Raw genomic sequence first — 15,622 nt, forward strand, 5'->3', positions numbered from 1 at the left:
GCAGGCGGGGCCCGGCATCAGCGGACCAGCCATTCCTCCACCTCCGGCGCGGCCTGCCGCATCCGGATCCAGCCCGGGGCCACGGGCTGGCCGCGGCGCAAGCGCAGCTTGCCGAGCAGCCCCACCAGCGCCCATTCCGGGCGCGCCTCCCGCGGCAGGTAGGCCCGGGCGGGATCATAGGCGGGGTTTTCCAGCGGGCGCCCCTCCGCATCGCGCAGCAGCGCGCCGTAATCGTCGCGCTGCCAGCGCCCCTTCCATGCGCCCATGTCGCCGTCGCCGATCACCGCCGGGCTGGCGCTGATCACGCCGGCGGGGGTCTCGCCGGGGTCCGCGGGGCGGATCCTTGCGCCCTCCAGCACCACCGAGATCCCGCGGCGGTCGTCAGCCCCGGGGTTGCCGTCTGCCCATTCGAACCATTCGGCGTAATCGGCGCCGCCGCCGGTCCAGGCGCCGGCGCAGCTGCCGTTGCCATCGGCGCCGAGCCGGAAATCCGGGCTGCCGCTGCCGGCCAGCAGGTAGTCGGCGCTGCCGCCGGCAATCTCCAGATGCGCCGCCGGGCTGGCGGTGCCGAGGCCCGCATAGCCGCTGGCGGCGGCCAGCGTCAGCGCCGTGTGCCAGCTGCTGCCGTCGCCGGAGACCTTGACCGAGAGATCGTCATTGCCGGCCAGGCCGATCTCGGCGCGGCCGCTCCAGCTGGTCTGCAGCAGCAGCGCGGCGGTGTCGGTGGCGGCAGCCTTGTTCAGCTTCAGCTGATGGCCGCTGCCTGAGTGGGTCAGCAGCGTCGCGGGCCCCGCAACCGACAGCGGATTGGCGGCATCCGCCGTGGTCCCGACCCCGACGCGGGCGAGGTTCTGGGTTGCGGCCGGCGGCAGGATCCAGGCGCTGCCGTCCCAGATCCTCAGCTCGCCCTCGGCCGCGCCCCAGGCGCGCCAGCCGGGCCGCGGCGCCAGGAACAGCCAGCCCTCGCCCTGCCAGACCGCGACTTCCGCGCCGTGGCCGGCCCAGGCGCCGGAGGGGCTGGCCGCCAGCACATGGGTTTCGCCCAGGCCCGGGCTGGCGGGGGGCGTGGCGGCATCGAAGCCTTCGGCGCTGAGCTGCACCAGCGCATCCAGCATCTGCAGCGCCTCATTGTGGGTCACATGTTTCTGCGCCTGGGAGGGCATCAGATAGGGCAGGGCGAGGATCGGCGAGGCCTGGGTCATGGCGGGGCTCCTGTTGCGGGGCAGAGGGGGATCTTGCGCGCCAGACTGCCAGAGCCGCGTCAAGGCGGCGCTAACGGGGCGTACGCCGGGTGCGCAACACCCCCCTTGGGGCCTGCCCGCGGGCTGGGCATGTTCCGCTCCCGTTCCCGGCTTGTTCGCGAAATTGTCGTCAATCTGTAAACAATGTCCCTGATTTTGCCTGTTTTGCTTCCTGATTTGCGCCGCGCCCGCCCGCCAGCTTCGCGCCTGGGTTTTGAGACGCAAGGGAGCGGGCCATGGCACTGGCATTCAGCGGACGGTTTGGCACGGAAGATCTGATTTTCGGCAGCGACCTGCGCGATCTGGAGATCGCGGTGCAGGACGGGCAGGCCACGCTTTACGCCATCACCGGGATGAACGGCGGCATCAGCTGCTGGCGGCTGGACGGCAGCGGCCGGCTGCCGCAGCTGCAGGACCAGGCGCTGCACGGGCAGGCCTCCCTGCGCACCGGCAGTTTCCAGCTGGCAGAGGCGGGCGGCAGCCTGCGGCTGGTGCAGGAGGGCACCGCGGGCAGCGCCTTCACCTCCTGGGGGCTGCAGGCGGACGGCAGCCTGGGCCGACAGAACAGCGCGGCGCTGGACGCGGCGGAACCGGGCGGGTTCGGCGCGGCGGCTGTGCTGCAGCTGGCGGATGGCAAGAGCGCGTTCTACGGCGTCTCCCAGGCCGGCGGCCGGCTGCAGGGCTGGCGGCTGGATGCGGCGGGCGCGGCGGAAGCGGCGGCGGGCCGCGCGGGCGGCGATGCGGCCTATGCGCTGGAGGGCGCGGCGCTGCTGGCCGGGGTGCAGGGGTCGGGCGGGCCGGTGCTGCTGGCGGCGGATGCGCAGGGGCTGCGGAGCTACCGTGCGGATGCGGCGGACGGCAGCCTGTCGCCGGCCGGGGAACTGGGGCTGGAGCAGGGGCTGGCGGTCTCTGGCATCACCGCGCTGGAAACCGTTGAGGCCGGCGGGCGGACCTGGGTGCTGGCGGGCGCGTCGGGCAGCAGCTCAATCAGCGTGATGGAGCTGGACGCGGGCGGCGGCCTGCGCTTTGCCGGCCAGGTGAATGACACCCAGGAGACCCGGTTCGGCGGCCTGGCGGCGCTGGCGGTGGCGGAGGCGGACGGCCACGTGCTGGTGGTTGCGGCGGGCAATGATGGCGGGCTGAGCCTGTTCCGGCTGGCGCCGGACGGGCAGCTGATTCACCTCCGGGCGCTGGAGCAGGCGCCCGGGATGGGGCTGCAGAACGTGACCGCGCTGGAAGCGGCGGCGGTGGATGGCCAACTGCAGGTGTTTGCCGCCTCCGGGGCGGAGGGCGGCATCAGCCGGTTCAGCCTGCCGCTGGCGGAGCTGGGCGTGGTGCAGACCGCTGAGCCCGGCGCCGGGACGCTGGCGGGCAGCGGCGGGGATGACCTGCTGATGGGCGGGCAGAGCGGCGCGGATCTGTTCGGGCTGGGCGGCGATGACGTGCTGGTGGCGGGGGCCGGCGGCGGGCGGCTGGCGGGCGGCGCCGGGGACGACATCTTTGTGATCACCCCGGACGCGGCGGCGGTGACGGTGGCGGATTTCACCCCCGGCGCCGACCTGCTGGACCTGTCGGCGTTTGACCGCCTCTACAGCCCGGCGCAGCTGGCGGCCGGGGAAACAGCCGGCGGCATCGTGCTGCAGGCCGGGGACACCCGGATCACCGTGAACAGCGCCGGCGGCACCCCGCTGACGCTGGAGGATGTGTTCGACCCGGCCCTGCGCTTTGCCGCGCCGGACCGGCAGGACCTGGGGGTGAGCCTGCCGGGCGGCAGCTTCTGGGGCGGCAGCGGCGCCGACCAATTGTCGGGCAGCGGCGGCGCCGACGTGCTTTACGGGCTGGGCGGCAGCGACCGGCTGGCGGGCGCCGCCGGGCGGGACACGCTCAGCGGCGGCACCGGCGATGACCTGCTGGAGGGCCAGGGCGGGCGCGACCGGCTGGAGGGCGGCAGCGGCAGCGACCAGCTGGCAGGCGGCCGCGGCGGCGACCGGCTGGCGGGCGGCGCGGCGGCGGACCAGCTGCGCGGCCAGGGCGGGGCGGACAGGCTGCTGGGCGGCGGCAGCAGCGACCGGCTGTGGGGTGGAGCGGGCGCGGACAGCCTGCTGGGGCAGGGCGGGCGCGACCGGATCTGGGGCGGCACCGGTGACGACCTGCTGAATGGCGGCGGCGGCGATGACCTGCTGGCGGGCGGCGCGGGCGCCGATGAGTTTGTCTTTGCCGCCGGCCACGGCCGCGACACCATTGCGGATTTCACCCCGGGCAGCGACCTGATCAGCCTGGGCGGCACCGCCGCTGCCGGGTTCCAGGATCTGGAGGTCCGCGGCCAGGACGGCGGCACGCTGATCGCCACCGGATCGGGGCAGATTTTCCTGCAGGGCCTGCTGCCGGAGCAGCTGGCGGCGGATGACTTCCTGTTCTGAGCCCGGGACGGAGTGTCTGGCCGGCGAATTCTGCCGGATGTGGTCCCGGACCACAGATCCGCTTGCCAAGGAGAATAATGCAGGATAGGCGTATCGCCAGCAGGTAGACTACTTTTGATTGAAATGCCGACCCGGAAGAAACAAGCAAAGACCTACTTGCCCCCTGACCAGCACTCCAAGCTTGAAGCTTTGGCTGCAGCTAACGGGCAAACTGTTTCGGCACTTCTGGGTCAGCTGATCGGTATCGTTCTGGGAGATGAAGTGGCCCCGACAGAATCTCTGCGGTCCTCATCTCGGGCTCGCCGCGAAGGAAAAGTCACGGTCCGCCTGGCGCCGGATGTGCGTGACACACTGTCGGAGGATGCGGCACGTGCGGGGGTTGCCCCGTCCACTTGGGCGGCCATTTTTTTGACCGCACGGCTGTGCGCTTCGCCGCAGCCAACGGCAAGGGACCGCCGACGGTTCATGTCAGGATTGCGGCAGATCCAGGGCCTGGCCACGAACGTGAACCAGATCGCCTATGCGATGAACCGCGGGGTATTCACCGGGGACAGCTATGCCCCGGCCAGGGCCGAGGTGGAGCAATTGCGCAATGACGTGGCGGAGCTGCGCCAGCAGGTGCGTGAGTTTGCCCGGGGGCGGCTGGCGTTTCAGCTGGGCCTCGATGAGGAGGAGCTTGCGGATTGAACAGCTTCAAGAAAACTTACGGTTTTTGGAACTGCTGGCTGTCCAAGGGTCGCATGGAGGGGAGCGCGGCGACCGGCTTTTGTCGTAAGGACTGACAAGGACAGCGGCTTTCAGCAGTCTAAGCCTGGCGTGCAAGCAGGCTGCAATGCGTCATCGGATTCTAGGGTCGGCCTGACGATCTGTGCAGCTAACAAAACTCGGCTGGCGCGGGAGGACGAGGGCGCGACAGAGATTACGGCGAAGGTTCGAAGACTGACAAGCACGGGAGACCGGTCAAGATTGCGCGAAACGCCGAGGCGCGGCGCGTTTCTAATCACACCGGCTACATCAGCCTTGAGGCCGAGGCGTTCATCGGGGCGAGGTGCTGACGGCAAGCAAGTTGCTGCTGAGCTGTACCCGGACTACCACCATCATTCTATTTATAACGGGCAATACAAACGCCACTGGTGTTACAGGTGCGTTGTTGGCGTTGGCCGGATGGGAATTCGGCGGTCGCTACGACTGCGCCGCGGCGCTTCACACGGATATCCCGCATCCGCATGTGCCCCAGAGGAAACCAAGTCACTGTTGCGCGGTGCTGATGTCCGCACGAGGTCGGGCAAGGGTAGAAACCGCCGGGACGGCAGAAATGTCCTGCCCTTGCGCAAATCCGCAACATGCGCAAAATGGTGCTGGCTGCGTTTTCACCGATCGCGTTCATGGGTATGTTCGCTCTGTTTTAGGGCCAAGAAACTCATTGGTCGCGAAAAATTCACATAATCATCATTACGAGTGGATTTGCCGGGTTGCTGATGTCAGGCTCATCTTGTTTCGAAGAGGCGTAAGGATTATACTCCTGTAATATACGTATTTTCCGAGAGGTTTCGATGGGACGTGTTAAGGTCAATCTCACGCTGGACGCAGATGTGGCGGAAACGGCCCGGTCGCTGGGTTTGAATATGTCGCGCCTTGCAGAGGCGGCGATTGCCGAGGCCGCCAAGGTTGAACGGAACCGGCGCTGGCGTGAGGAGAACAGTGCGGCGATCAGCGCCTATGCCGATGAGGTTGCGAAAGACGGTTTGCCGCTCGCCCGGTACAGAAGTTTCTGAGGTGCGGCTCCAATGGCGCAGTTCGATCTTTATCGCCTGAACGGCGGGCAACTTGTCGTGGACTTGCAAACCGATCTGATCGGGATCGACGCGTCGCGCATCGTGGCGCCTTTGCGTGAAGCGGGCCGGTACGCGGCCTTCCCGGGGCTGACGCCATCTGTCGAGGCCGAAGCGGCAACGTGGATTGTCCGGGTTCAGGAACTGGCCGCGGTTGCAGGGACGGAGTTGGGAGAGCCCATCGGATCGCTTGAAGAGCACCGTGACGAGCTGAAGCGCGCCCTGGATATCTTGATTGACGGGGTTTGAGCGAGAGGTCTCTCCTTTCTCGTGATCTCTCTCGTCTCCGTCGTTCTGATGGCTCATCTCAAGAGGGCTTTGTCAGGTTGCTGACGCCGCATCGGCGGGGTCGTTCACTGTCATGCTGAACATCGAAGATATGTTCCGGATCAAAGGCTTCCGGTTTCCAAGGAGCGTGATTGGTTACGCCGTTTTGGGCCTGCCATCGGTTCGCTCTGAGCCCGCGCGACGTCGAAGATCTGTTGGCGGAACGCGGTGTCACGGTTTCGTACGAGACGATCCGTGACTGGGTGAACCGGTTCGGGCATCAGTTTGCTGCAAAGATCCGCCGGGACCGTTCAGCGCCGGCGGACAAATGGCATCTCGATGAAGTCGTGATCCGGATCAAGGGGCGGAGCCACTGGCTTTGGTGGGCCGCCGACGCCAAGGGCGATGTGCTCGAAATCCTGATCCAATCGCGACGCAACAAGGCCGCTGCCCTCCGTTTTTTGCGGAAACTCATGAAACGGTGGGCCAGCCCCGTGTCCTGGTGACGGACAAACTGCGATCCTAGGGTGCAGCCAAGGCACAGACCGCACCCGGAATCGAGCATTGCCAGCACAAGGGCTTGAACAACCGAAGCGAGGCCTCCCACCGGCATACCCGAAGACGCGAGAAGATCATGGACCGGCTGTTCCGCCGAATTGACCGCTTGATCTTCGCCATCACCGAAAAACTCAGCCTGACATCAGCAACCTGACAAAGCCCGTTCCCGTTTTCCTAAACATAACGGCGGACTACTTCAGTGGGGAGGATCACGAGGGAGGATACATTGAACAGTCAGGTTCGGGGGGGGAAAAGAGCGCCTACTTTCTTGGGGGTCGGCCCCCCTAAATGCGCAACAACATGGCTCGATTCTGTCTTGAGAAAACACCCCGATGTTTTTTTGCCGAAGGATCAAAAAGAAGTCTTCTTTTTTGACAAGTTCTATGACCGAGGCGAGCAATGGTACGAAGATTTGTTCACCGGCACAGAACAATATCATGCCGCCGGGGAAATCAGTACTTCCTACATCCTCAAGAGCGAAACGTTACAGCGCATTCATAGCTATAACCCCGACTTGAAGATCATCATAATTTTCCGGAATCCGGTTGACCGAATGATCTCAAACTACCGCATGTTTGTCGAAAACGGTCGAACGGTTTTGCCTTTCGAAGAAGCAATCTACGATCAAGAGGTCATTCTTGAGTACAGCCGTTACGCGCAGTTGTTGTCGCAAGTTCTTGAGTACTTCCCGCCAGATCAGGTGCTGGTCGGAATATACGAAGAGATATTTGAATCCCCTGAACATATGAAAGAGTTCTTACAGTCCCTGCTCGGTTTTATGGGTGTCGATTCAACCAATTATGATACGTATATTGAAACAAAACGGGTCCGCACAACACAGGGTGCGCCACGCTCGCTTTGGCTGGTGAAGAAGGCGAAATACGTGCGTAGCCGCTTAAACCGCATGGACATGGAATGGCTAGTGCGCATTCTTAGAAAAGTCGGAATCAAACGCGAACTATTCCTAAAACAAGCCCCTCCTCCGGCAATATCTACCGAGTTCCGTGCAAAACTGTTGGTCGATTTCGAAGCTGATATTCGTGCGGTCGAAACGTTCCTATCCCGACCTGTGCCGAGGTGGAGATAATTTCCAAGGGCTTTGTCAATTCAGAGGTGCCGCTGCCGCCGCAAACCGCAGCCTGCCGCAGCAGCGGCTAGTCCAGCGGCAGGCCGCCGATGCTGATCTTGCGGGCATAGAAGCCTTCCGCCAGATGCTCCGGAGCGTTGCATTCCAGCCCGCGCAGCCGCATCAGCCCCCGGAACGTCAGGTCGTCGAACCAGTGCTTGTCCGCCTGGGACGCAAAACAGGATGTCAGCACCGCGATCTTGCGGTCGGTGTCAGCGGCGGAGGCGGGCACGAAGACATTCGGGGAGCCGAGGCCGCCATCCCACTTGGGGATCTCGTATTCCAGGATGGTGTGATTGCGGAACGTGTTCCACGTCGCCTGCGAAACGGCCCGGTGGTCCTGGTGCAGGTCCTGGCCGTAATGCGTCAGGATCAGGTCCGGATCGAGCGGCTTCAGCGCCTCGAAATAGCTCTTGAGACTGCTCATCTGGGCCGGGAAATGGCCGTCCCGGAATTCCCCGAGGCGGATGTCGGAGCCGCCTGCCCCCTGCAGGAACCGGTTGGCGCTTTCTGCGGCCTCGCCGCCGCGCGCACCCGCGGCCGAACACACCACCCAGACCACCCGGGCGTCCGGGTTCTCGCGCACCAGCCGGAGCAGGGTTGCACCGGCGCCGATTTCGATGTCGTCGCTGTGCGCACCGAGGCAGAGAATGGTCCGGAGACTGCCGAAGCGGAGGCCCTGCATGGCTAGTCCGTTCTCCAGACGCGCCAGGGGGTATCCCCGGCCGCGACCCGGTCGTCGAGCGCCTGCTTTTCCTTGAAGGTGTCCATGCAGGTCCAGAACCCCTGGTGCTGGTGGGCAAAGAGCCGCTGTTCCCGGACCAGGCGGTCGAAGCCTTCGATGACCAGTTCTTCGCCTTCGTGGAGCTTGTCGAAGATTTCCGGGCGCAGCACGAAGTAGCCGCCGTTCATCCACATGCCGGACTCCTTCACGTCCGAAATGCGCGAGATCAGCCCCTCGCTGCCGAAGGACACGAGGTGGAACGAATAGGGCGGCTTCACGCAGCAGAATCCGGCCACGGCGCTGGTGCCGGAGAATTCGGATATCATGGCGTTCAGGTCCATGTCCGTCAGCGTGTCGGCGTAATTGGCAAGGAACATCTCCTCGCCTTCGAGATGCTCGCGCACTTTCAGAAGGCGGCCGCCGATATTGGTGCTTTGGCCGGTGTCCACGAAGGTGATGCGCCAGTCGCTGATGTCGTTGCCGAGCACCTGGATCTTGGCGCCGCCCTGCTCGAGAATAAAATCATTGGTCAGGCATTCGTCGTAGTCGAGGAAGAACCGCTTGATCGTCTCGCCCTTGTAGCCGAGGCACAGGATGAATTCCGTGTGGCCGAAAGCAGCGTAGTAGCGCATGATGTGCCACAGGATCGGGCGCCCGCCCACCGGCACAAGCGGCTTCGGGATTTGGTCGGAATAGTCGCGGAGCCGGGTTCCCTGGCCGCCGCAAAACAAGACTACCTTCATCTGCCGTCCTCCGTTTGTGGTCTCCCCGTGCGCGGTCCCCCCGGATCAGGCGCGTTTGGGGAGGCGTGCGTTCAGCGTCTCGACTTCCGGCACGAAGCGGACGATTTCGGCGCCCCAGTCCGCGGTGTAGGAGAGCTGCTGCGAGATCTCGCCGAAAAAGTTCCAGGGCAGGACGACAATGACGTCCGGCCGTGTTTCCGCGATCTTTTCAGGCGCGAAGACCGGGATGCGCGAGCCGGGCAGGAACCGGCCCTGCTTGTAGGGGTTGCGATCGACGGTATAGGCGATCAGGTCGGTTTTGATGCCGCAGTAATTCAGGAAGGTGTTGCCCTTCCCGGGGGCGCCATAGGCCGCCACCTGCTTGCCGGCCCGGTTTGCCTCGATGAGGAACGCGAGCGCCGCGCGCTTGGTTTCGCGCACCTGTTCGGCGAAGGCGGCATAGGTTTCGATCCGGCCGAGCCCGGCCGCCGTCTCGCGCTCTTCGAAGGCGCGGAGCCGGGCGGTGGCCGGCCTGCCCTCGTCTTCGCTGCGGCATCCGAAAACCCGCAGGGAGCCGCCGTGCGTCGGCAGCTCCTCGACGTCGAACAGCGTGATCCCGTGGTGGGCAAAGATGCGCTTGGCCGCGGTCAGCGAGAAATAGCAGTAATGCTCATGGTAGACCTGATCGAACTGGTTGCCTTCCATGGTCGCCAGCAGATGCGGGAACTCGATGGTCATCACCGCGCCGGGGCGCATCATGATTTTCAGCCCGGCCACGAAATCGTTCAGGTCCGGCACCTGCGCCATGACATTCTTGCCGAGGATCAGATCGGCGCCGCGCCCCGCGCCGGCCAGCCGCCGGGCCGTGTCCGCCCCGAAGAACGCGACCTCGGTCGGCACCCCCTTTCCGGTGGCGGTCTGTGCGACATTGGCGGCGGGCTCGATGCCGTAGCAGGGCACGCCCATCTCCACGAAATGCTGCAGCAGGTAGCCGTCGTTGCTGCCGACCTCGACCACCTGGCTTTGGGCGCCCAGCCCGAACCGTGCCTGCATGTCGTGGCAGTACTGCCGCGCATGGGCGACCCAGCTGTCGGCAAATGACGAGAAATAGGCATACTCCGAGAAGATGTGTTCGGCCGGGACAAACTCGTCCACCTGGGCCAGGAAGCAGTTGTGGCAGACGAAGGCATGGAGCGGATAGAACGGCTCCATCTTGGCGTAATCCGCGGCTGCAACGTAGCTCTCGCACAGCGGCGACATGCCGAGGTCAACAAGGGAGTGGCGGACTTGTGTTCCGCAAAAACGGCAGGGAAATGAACCAATTGGAGCACTCATAAAATCACCATTCCGTACAAAATCACGCTTCAAAGAGTACAGGCCCCATACCCATCCGCGCAAGCGATTGTTCCACTTCGGACCTGTAGATCGGGTTCATCAGCACCACCGTGTCGGGGGGATCTGCCGCAAGATCTTCGGGCGAGACGATCCGCTGCCCGGTGCCCGGCAGGAATTTCCCGCGCTTGAACGGGTTGATGTCGATCACCTGCCGGATCACGCTGCGGTCCTGCAGCATGTTCAGGAATCCGACGGCCTTGGCGCCGCCGCCCCAGATGGCCACTGACCGCCCCTCCTGCTGCCACTGCTGCAGGCGCTCCCGCCAGGTCTCGCGTTTCTGCTGCTGGCCCTGCGCGAAGCTGCGGACCTGCGCCCGCAGCTGTGCGAGGTTTTCCCCGGTGCCGGGGCTGCTGCCGGCGCCGGCCGGGTTGGCACGGGCCTCGATCGACAGGAACTGCTGCTGGTAAGGCTCGTCGGTCCGCAGCACGTCGAACCCGCTTTCGGTGAAGGCGCGGGCCAGCGAGGCCGGGGCGAAATAGGAGCAATGCTCGTAGATGATGTCCCAGACCGACCCTTGCCGCACGATCAGGTCGATGTTCGGCACCTCGAAGTAGATGGCGGTGCGGGACGGATCCGGGATCGAGCGGTGGATCATCCTGAGAAAAGCGATCGGATCGGGAATATGCTCGAACACGAAGCGCGAGGTCAGAAGGTCGGCCTGCAGCTTTGCGTGCTCTTCCGAGTAATAGCTGTTGCTCCAGACAACCCGCTCAAAGCCCGGGCCACTGGGCCGCTCGCCTTCGAAGGACGGGTCGAAACCGTAGCCCCGGTTCGCGCCGGCCGCGCAGAGCAGGGCCAGGAAATCGCCCTTGCCGCAGCCGATGTCGACAATGGTCTTGCCCTGGAGCGCATAGGTTTCGGTCAGCCGGGCGACCAGTGTTTCGGTATAGGCCTGGAAGGTTGGCGAGAAATGCAGGGAATTGTCGTAGCGCTGGTCATAGTCGAGGAGGCCCGGGTCGAAGCGGGTGTTCCAGACGAAGCCGCACTCCGGGCAGAAGGCCAGGGAGATGTCCCCCTTCCGGCAGGACCGCGCCGCCCCGGCTTCTTCCCACAGCAGGCCGATGAGCACCGGCTGGCTGCCGAGCTCGAAGAAGATGCTGCCGGTATCGGCGGCACAGACCGGGCAAGGCGGGACGCTGCTCATGCCGGCACCCTTTCGGACGGGCCGTCATTGGCAGTGCAGACCTCGGGGGCGAGGCCGCGCAGCGTCAGGGCGGCGGTAATTTCCTCCCGGTAGACCGGGTTCATGACAATCACCACGTCGGGCGCAAACCCGGGCAGATCATCGGGGCTGATGATCGGCATCGGGCAGCCCGGCATGTAGGCGCCTTGCCGGGCCGGGTTGATGTCGGCCACGCAGACAACGCTCCCGGGCAGCCCGATGGTGGTCAGGAAGCCGACGGCCTTGGACCCGGACCCCCAGAGGGCAATCCGCTTGCCCGCCTGCTGCCAGGCGGTGAAACGCGCCTTCCAGGCGGCGATCCGGCGGGTGGCCTCGGCCGTGAAATGCGCAATCAGCGCCGCCGTGTCCGCGGCGTCGTCCGCCTCCGGCGGCAGCGGGTCCGGGGCGGCCCCGGCCGGGGCCGCGTCGAGCACCAGGTATTGGTCCTGATAGACGCGGCGGACCTGCAGGACATTGAAGCCGGCCAGGGCAAAGGCCCGGGACAGGGAGCCGGCGGTGAAATAGGAGGCGTGCTCGTAATAGATGTCCCAGAACGCGCCCTCCGCTAGGATCCGCCGCAGGTCGGGCACTTCGAAGCCGAGCCGCACCGCGCGGCTCTTGCAGGCGCGGCGCACCAGGCGCAGGAACCCCGAGACATCGCCGACATGCTCGAGCGTGTGCCGGCAGACGATGAAATCCGCGTCGGCCGGAACGTGCTTGCTGGTGAAATACTCCGGGTGGATGCGGATGTTCTCGGCAGGCTCCAGCGCCCGGCCCGGGCGGCAGGCCGGATCGTAGCCTGTCCCCCGCGCGCCTGCGGCGGCACAGATGAGGCGCAGGAAATCGCCGCCCCCGCAGCCGATCTCGAGGATGCGGCGGCCGGCCAGGCCGTAGCGGCCGGCCCAGTCCTGCGCGAGGCGCCCGGCAAAGCCGGCAAAGGTCTGCGAATGGCTCTGCGAGTCCTCGTAGCCGTCGCCGTAGGTGACGAGGCCCGGATCGAATTCCGCATTGAAGGCGAGGCCGCAGGCCGGGCACCAGTGCAGCGCCATATTGCCGGAGGGGAAGGCGCCTGCGGTGTCCGCGTCGGGCAGCAGGACGGTGCTCTGGGCCGGAATGTTTTCCGCCCGGTACAGCGCGGCGGTCCGGCCCGCTTCCCCGCAGGACGGGCAGGCAGTGCCGCGGGTTTCTGCGCCCTTGTTTTTGCCGGCGGTTTCCATCGCTCAGTGCGCCTGCGGCCGGGGGCTGTTCCAGTAGAGGTCCTTGTTCAGGGCTGCCTGCGCAAGATGATCCTTCAGTGTCTTGAGCCGGATGAAGCGGCTGCCTTCGAAATCGGCCATCCTGAGACCGCTCTGGCGGTAGGATTTCAGCAGCTCCTCGATGCCGGCGGGCACGGTCCAGACCGGTTCGAAACCAGGCAGGCCGGTCTCGGCCCGCGAGAAGTCGACGCGGTAGCATCTGGTATCGGGGCCGCCGCCGGGCTCGTAGACGATCCGGCTGTCCGGCACGATCCGCGCCACATGCTCGGCAACATCCCGGACCTGGTAGTTCTCCGATGACCGGCCGATGTTGAAGGCGGTGTCATGAACGGTTCCGGCCGGCGCCTCCAGCGCCGCGAGCACCGCCCGGCAGATGTCCTCGACATGGACCAGGGGGCGCCACGGCGTGCCGTCGCTCTTGATCAGGACTTCACCGCTCAGATACGCGTAGCCGACCAGGCTGTTGACCATCAGGTCCGCGCGCAGCTTGGGTGAGGCGCCATAGGCCGTTGCATTGCGCAGGTAGACGGGTGAGAAACCGGCGTCCGCGAGCTGCGACAGGGCCGCTTCGCTGCGGACCTTGGATTCGCCGTATGGCGTCACCGGGTTGAATTCCGCCTGCTCGTCCAGCACGTCATCAGGGCTTGCCGCCCCGTAGATCGAGCAGGAGGACGCGAACACGAACTTCGGCACGCCTGCCGCCTTGGCAGCACGCCCCAGAATCACCGTGGCATCGGCGTTGATGTCATAGGTGCAGGCCGGGTTGATATCCCCCATCGGGTCGTTGGACAGGCCCGCGAGATGAACAACCCCGTCCGCGCCGTCGAAATCGGCAGCCGTGACCGAGCGGATATCCTTGCGGATGACCCGGTCCGGGCGCGGCACGTCCGACAGCGCGCATTCTTCGAAGTAGAAGGTATCGAGGCCGGTTACCTGATGCCCGCGTTCCTTGAGAAAACCAACCAGCACGGCCCCGATATAGCCATCGTGGCCTGTAACAAAAACTCTCACGCTAAAAATCCCTAATACCCGTTTCCTTGCCAGACAGTTGCATTCTTTGCCTTTTGGGGCAGCGGGCGCCGGCCCCTCCCGGAAAAGCCGCCTGCCGCCCATGCAGTCCCGCAGCGCATCAGTCTCGTTAAAGGGATCGCGCGGCCAGGAGTGCCTTATAAAACTCTACTTAGCCTTGCCGCATCGCAGGTAAAGAAATTCCCTGGATTTCAGCAATGGCGGCCGCCGGGACCCGGCAGGCCGGTTCCCGGCGCGGTCCAAACCCCTGAAATGATGCGGTTTTGGCGGCGGCGGTGCGAAAATAACGGGGCTTGGCCCTAGATTTCAATCCACTTGGACACCGCCAGCGCCAGCCGCTCGAACATGCCGGAACCGGGGGCTGGCGCTGCGGATTTTCTAAGCCGGATACCCTGGCTGCGCTCATCGTGCTTGATGATCCGGACATTGCCGGTGAACGCGTGGGAGTTTGAGGTGTCAATCACGTTGCCGCCGCTGATTTCGAAACTGACTGCGGTGCCAAGCCAGTTCCCGATCCGGCGCTCCAAGGCCTGCGGCGCGTCGCAAAAGTCATCGTAGCTGACTTCCAGATACTCCTCTTCCCGCATCTTGCGGGTCAATCTCCTGATTGCGAAGCGGTGATAAAGGACCCAAAGCACATAGAAGGGCGCAGCCAGGGAGGAGTACCATGGATTGCGCCTCTTGGCCCGTTTGAGGCGGGACGCCAGCAGGCCGGGCGCCCGGCGCTTGAGCACAATCACCCGGATATCGAGGTCCGAGTAGAGCCGGAGCGCCTCGAGCCGCCGGAGGTTCTTGGAGGCATCGACAACGGCACGGGCTCCGAAGGCCTGCGACAGGGACCGGATGAAGGTCGCTGTGCGCCCGGCATAATCCCTGAGGTCGCTTTCCCGGAAAACCGCATGCAGCGGAACCCCGAGGGTGGTCAGCAGGCGCTTGGGGACCGGAAGGTCCCGGCTGTCCAGGAACCGCAGCTGCGATTGGTTTTCAAGCTGCAGCGACGGAGGTGCGGAATCCGGGCCGGCAGCGGTCTGCCGCTTCACCTTGTCCCAGAACGGGCATTCCGCAAGCGTCTTGCGGCAGTAGCACTGCCGGTCGTCGTGCCAGTCGTTTTCGAGAAAGTTGGCCTCCCCGAGATTCAGGAAATCCGGGCTGTTTCCCAGGGCAATGGAAAAAACCGTTGAGCCGGAATAGGGAAAGGCCGCGATATAGATCAGTACCGGTCCCGCCTGTTTTTCCATTGTTCCAATTGCCCGCAAATGCCGTTTGGAGAAAGACCGTGAATGCAGAAATGCCGTGCCGGCAGGCACGCGCCGGTATTCTCTTATAAGATTTATGAGGCGGGCATCCTTCGTCAATCCGTTTGTTGAGGCCCCTGCTGCAGCCGGGGGCGGAAGGATTGGGGCCTGCCCCTCCGGCATCCCAGCCTTGCCAATCGGCCCCGCCAGCAGCCATGGGCGAACAGAGCCTGATACGGACGAATAGAGCCGGATGCGGCCTGGGACTGACCCTTGGTCATCCGCGGAAATACACCAGCAGGACAGGCCGGACCGGCGGTTTCATGCCTGATCAGGGCCTGTGCCGGGTTTGGTGTTGTCCCGGAAACAGCTTTCGAACAGTCATGCCGGCATCGAGCAGGCACATTCAAAGTTTCACCGGGGCAATCGGGTCCGCGGTGCGAAGCTGCGCATGTGAACCCGCTGCGAAAGACGAAGGGATCAGGCAAAGCTCGGTTTCCCTGCCACGACTGAACACTCGCAAAACGGCTCCGAGCGGCCGTCCGCGAAAGGAACACCTATGACTGTTTACTATTCCTCCGACTTGGGCTGGGCAGCTGGTCAGAATGTTACGAGCCGGCTTGCGGACCTGGCCAGCAAGATTCTGAAGCCCGGC

The 15,622-nt window shown here is 64.9% G+C and carries 13 protein-coding genes and 1 pseudogene; 6 read left to right on the forward strand and 8 right to left on the reverse strand.

Annotated features, from left to right (window positions below; translation table 11 throughout):
• Positions 1-17: 17 nt before the first annotated feature.
• Positions 18-1,202, reverse strand: a complete 1,185-nt coding sequence (locus KUW17_RS20305) for a peptidase G2 autoproteolytic cleavage domain-containing protein (protein ID WP_222482131.1) — start codon at positions 1,200-1,202, stop codon at positions 18-20.
• Positions 1,203-1,477: 275 nt separating this feature from the next.
• Here KUW17_RS20305 and KUW17_RS20310 point away from each other — a divergent pair, with 275 nt between their 5' ends.
• The 6 genes and pseudogenes from KUW17_RS20310 to KUW17_RS20335 all read left to right on the forward strand — a co-directional run bounded on the left by KUW17_RS20310 (position 1,478) and on the right by KUW17_RS20335 (position 7,405).
• A complete protein-coding gene (locus tag KUW17_RS20310) occupies positions 1,478-3,661 on the forward strand; it encodes a calcium-binding protein (protein ID WP_222482132.1) in 2,184 nt (727 codons plus the stop codon).
• 465 nt (positions 3,662-4,126) lie between these two features.
• The gene (gene mobC / locus KUW17_RS23400; RefSeq protein WP_261397318.1) at positions 4,127-4,348 is read left to right on the forward strand and encodes a plasmid mobilization relaxosome protein MobC; all 222 of its coding nucleotides are present in this window, start codon (positions 4,127-4,129) and stop codon (positions 4,346-4,348) included.
• An 866-nt stretch (positions 4,349-5,214) separates the two neighbouring features.
• Positions 5,215-5,436, forward strand: coding sequence for a type II toxin-antitoxin system CcdA family antitoxin (locus KUW17_RS20320; RefSeq protein WP_222482133.1), 222 nt, complete (start codon positions 5,215-5,217; stop codon positions 5,434-5,436).
• 12 nt (positions 5,437-5,448) lie between these two features.
• Positions 5,449-5,742, forward strand: a complete 294-nt coding sequence (locus tag KUW17_RS20325) for a CcdB family protein (RefSeq protein ID WP_222482134.1) — start codon at positions 5,449-5,451, stop codon at positions 5,740-5,742.
• A 112-nt stretch (positions 5,743-5,854) separates the two neighbouring features.
• Positions 5,855-6,403: pseudogene (locus tag KUW17_RS20330) on the forward strand (IS6 family transposase); the annotation flags it as partial.
• Between the two features lie 141 nt (positions 6,404-6,544).
• Entirely contained in the window at positions 6,545-7,405 is an 861-nt protein-coding gene (locus KUW17_RS20335; RefSeq protein WP_222482135.1) for a sulfotransferase family protein, read from the forward strand.
• A gap of 67 nt (positions 7,406-7,472) precedes the next feature.
• Here KUW17_RS20335 and KUW17_RS20340 read toward each other — a convergent pair whose 3' ends face one another.
• The 7 genes from KUW17_RS20340 to KUW17_RS20370 form a co-directional block, all read right to left on the reverse strand.
• The gene (locus tag KUW17_RS20340) at positions 7,473-8,129 is read right to left on the reverse strand and encodes a PIG-L deacetylase family protein (RefSeq protein ID WP_222482136.1); all 657 of its coding nucleotides are present in this window, start codon (positions 8,127-8,129) and stop codon (positions 7,473-7,475) included.
• Between the two features lie 2 nt (positions 8,130-8,131).
• Positions 8,132-8,911 (reverse strand): sugar phosphate nucleotidyltransferase, encoded by a 780-nt coding sequence (locus KUW17_RS20345; protein ID WP_222482137.1) that lies wholly within the window; start codon positions 8,909-8,911, stop codon positions 8,132-8,134.
• Between the two features lie 45 nt (positions 8,912-8,956).
• Complete coding sequence (locus KUW17_RS20350; RefSeq protein WP_222482138.1) at positions 8,957-10,225, reverse strand: class I SAM-dependent methyltransferase; 1,269 nt, start codon at positions 10,223-10,225, stop codon at positions 8,957-8,959.
• 22 nt (positions 10,226-10,247) lie between these two features.
• Positions 10,248-11,429 (reverse strand): class I SAM-dependent methyltransferase, encoded by a 1,182-nt coding sequence (locus tag KUW17_RS20355; RefSeq protein ID WP_222482139.1) that lies wholly within the window; start codon positions 11,427-11,429, stop codon positions 10,248-10,250.
• Positions 11,426-12,664, reverse strand: a complete 1,239-nt coding sequence (locus KUW17_RS20360) for a class I SAM-dependent methyltransferase (RefSeq protein ID WP_222482140.1) — start codon at positions 12,662-12,664, stop codon at positions 11,426-11,428. The genes KUW17_RS20355 and KUW17_RS20360 overlap by 4 nt, the downstream gene beginning before the upstream one ends.
• Positions 12,665-12,667: 3 nt before the next feature.
• Positions 12,668-13,714 (reverse strand): NAD-dependent epimerase/dehydratase family protein, encoded by a 1,047-nt coding sequence (locus KUW17_RS20365; RefSeq protein ID WP_222482141.1) that lies wholly within the window; start codon positions 13,712-13,714, stop codon positions 12,668-12,670.
• Positions 13,715-14,031: 317 nt separating this feature from the next.
• Positions 14,032-14,970, reverse strand: a complete 939-nt coding sequence (locus KUW17_RS20370; protein WP_222482142.1) for a sulfotransferase — start codon at positions 14,968-14,970, stop codon at positions 14,032-14,034.
• Positions 14,971-15,622 lie beyond the last annotated feature (652 nt).

The organism is Leisingera aquaemixtae (assembly GCF_019801145.1).
GTDB classification, from domain to species: domain Bacteria; phylum Pseudomonadota; class Alphaproteobacteria; order Rhodobacterales; family Rhodobacteraceae; genus Leisingera; species Leisingera aquaemixtae_A.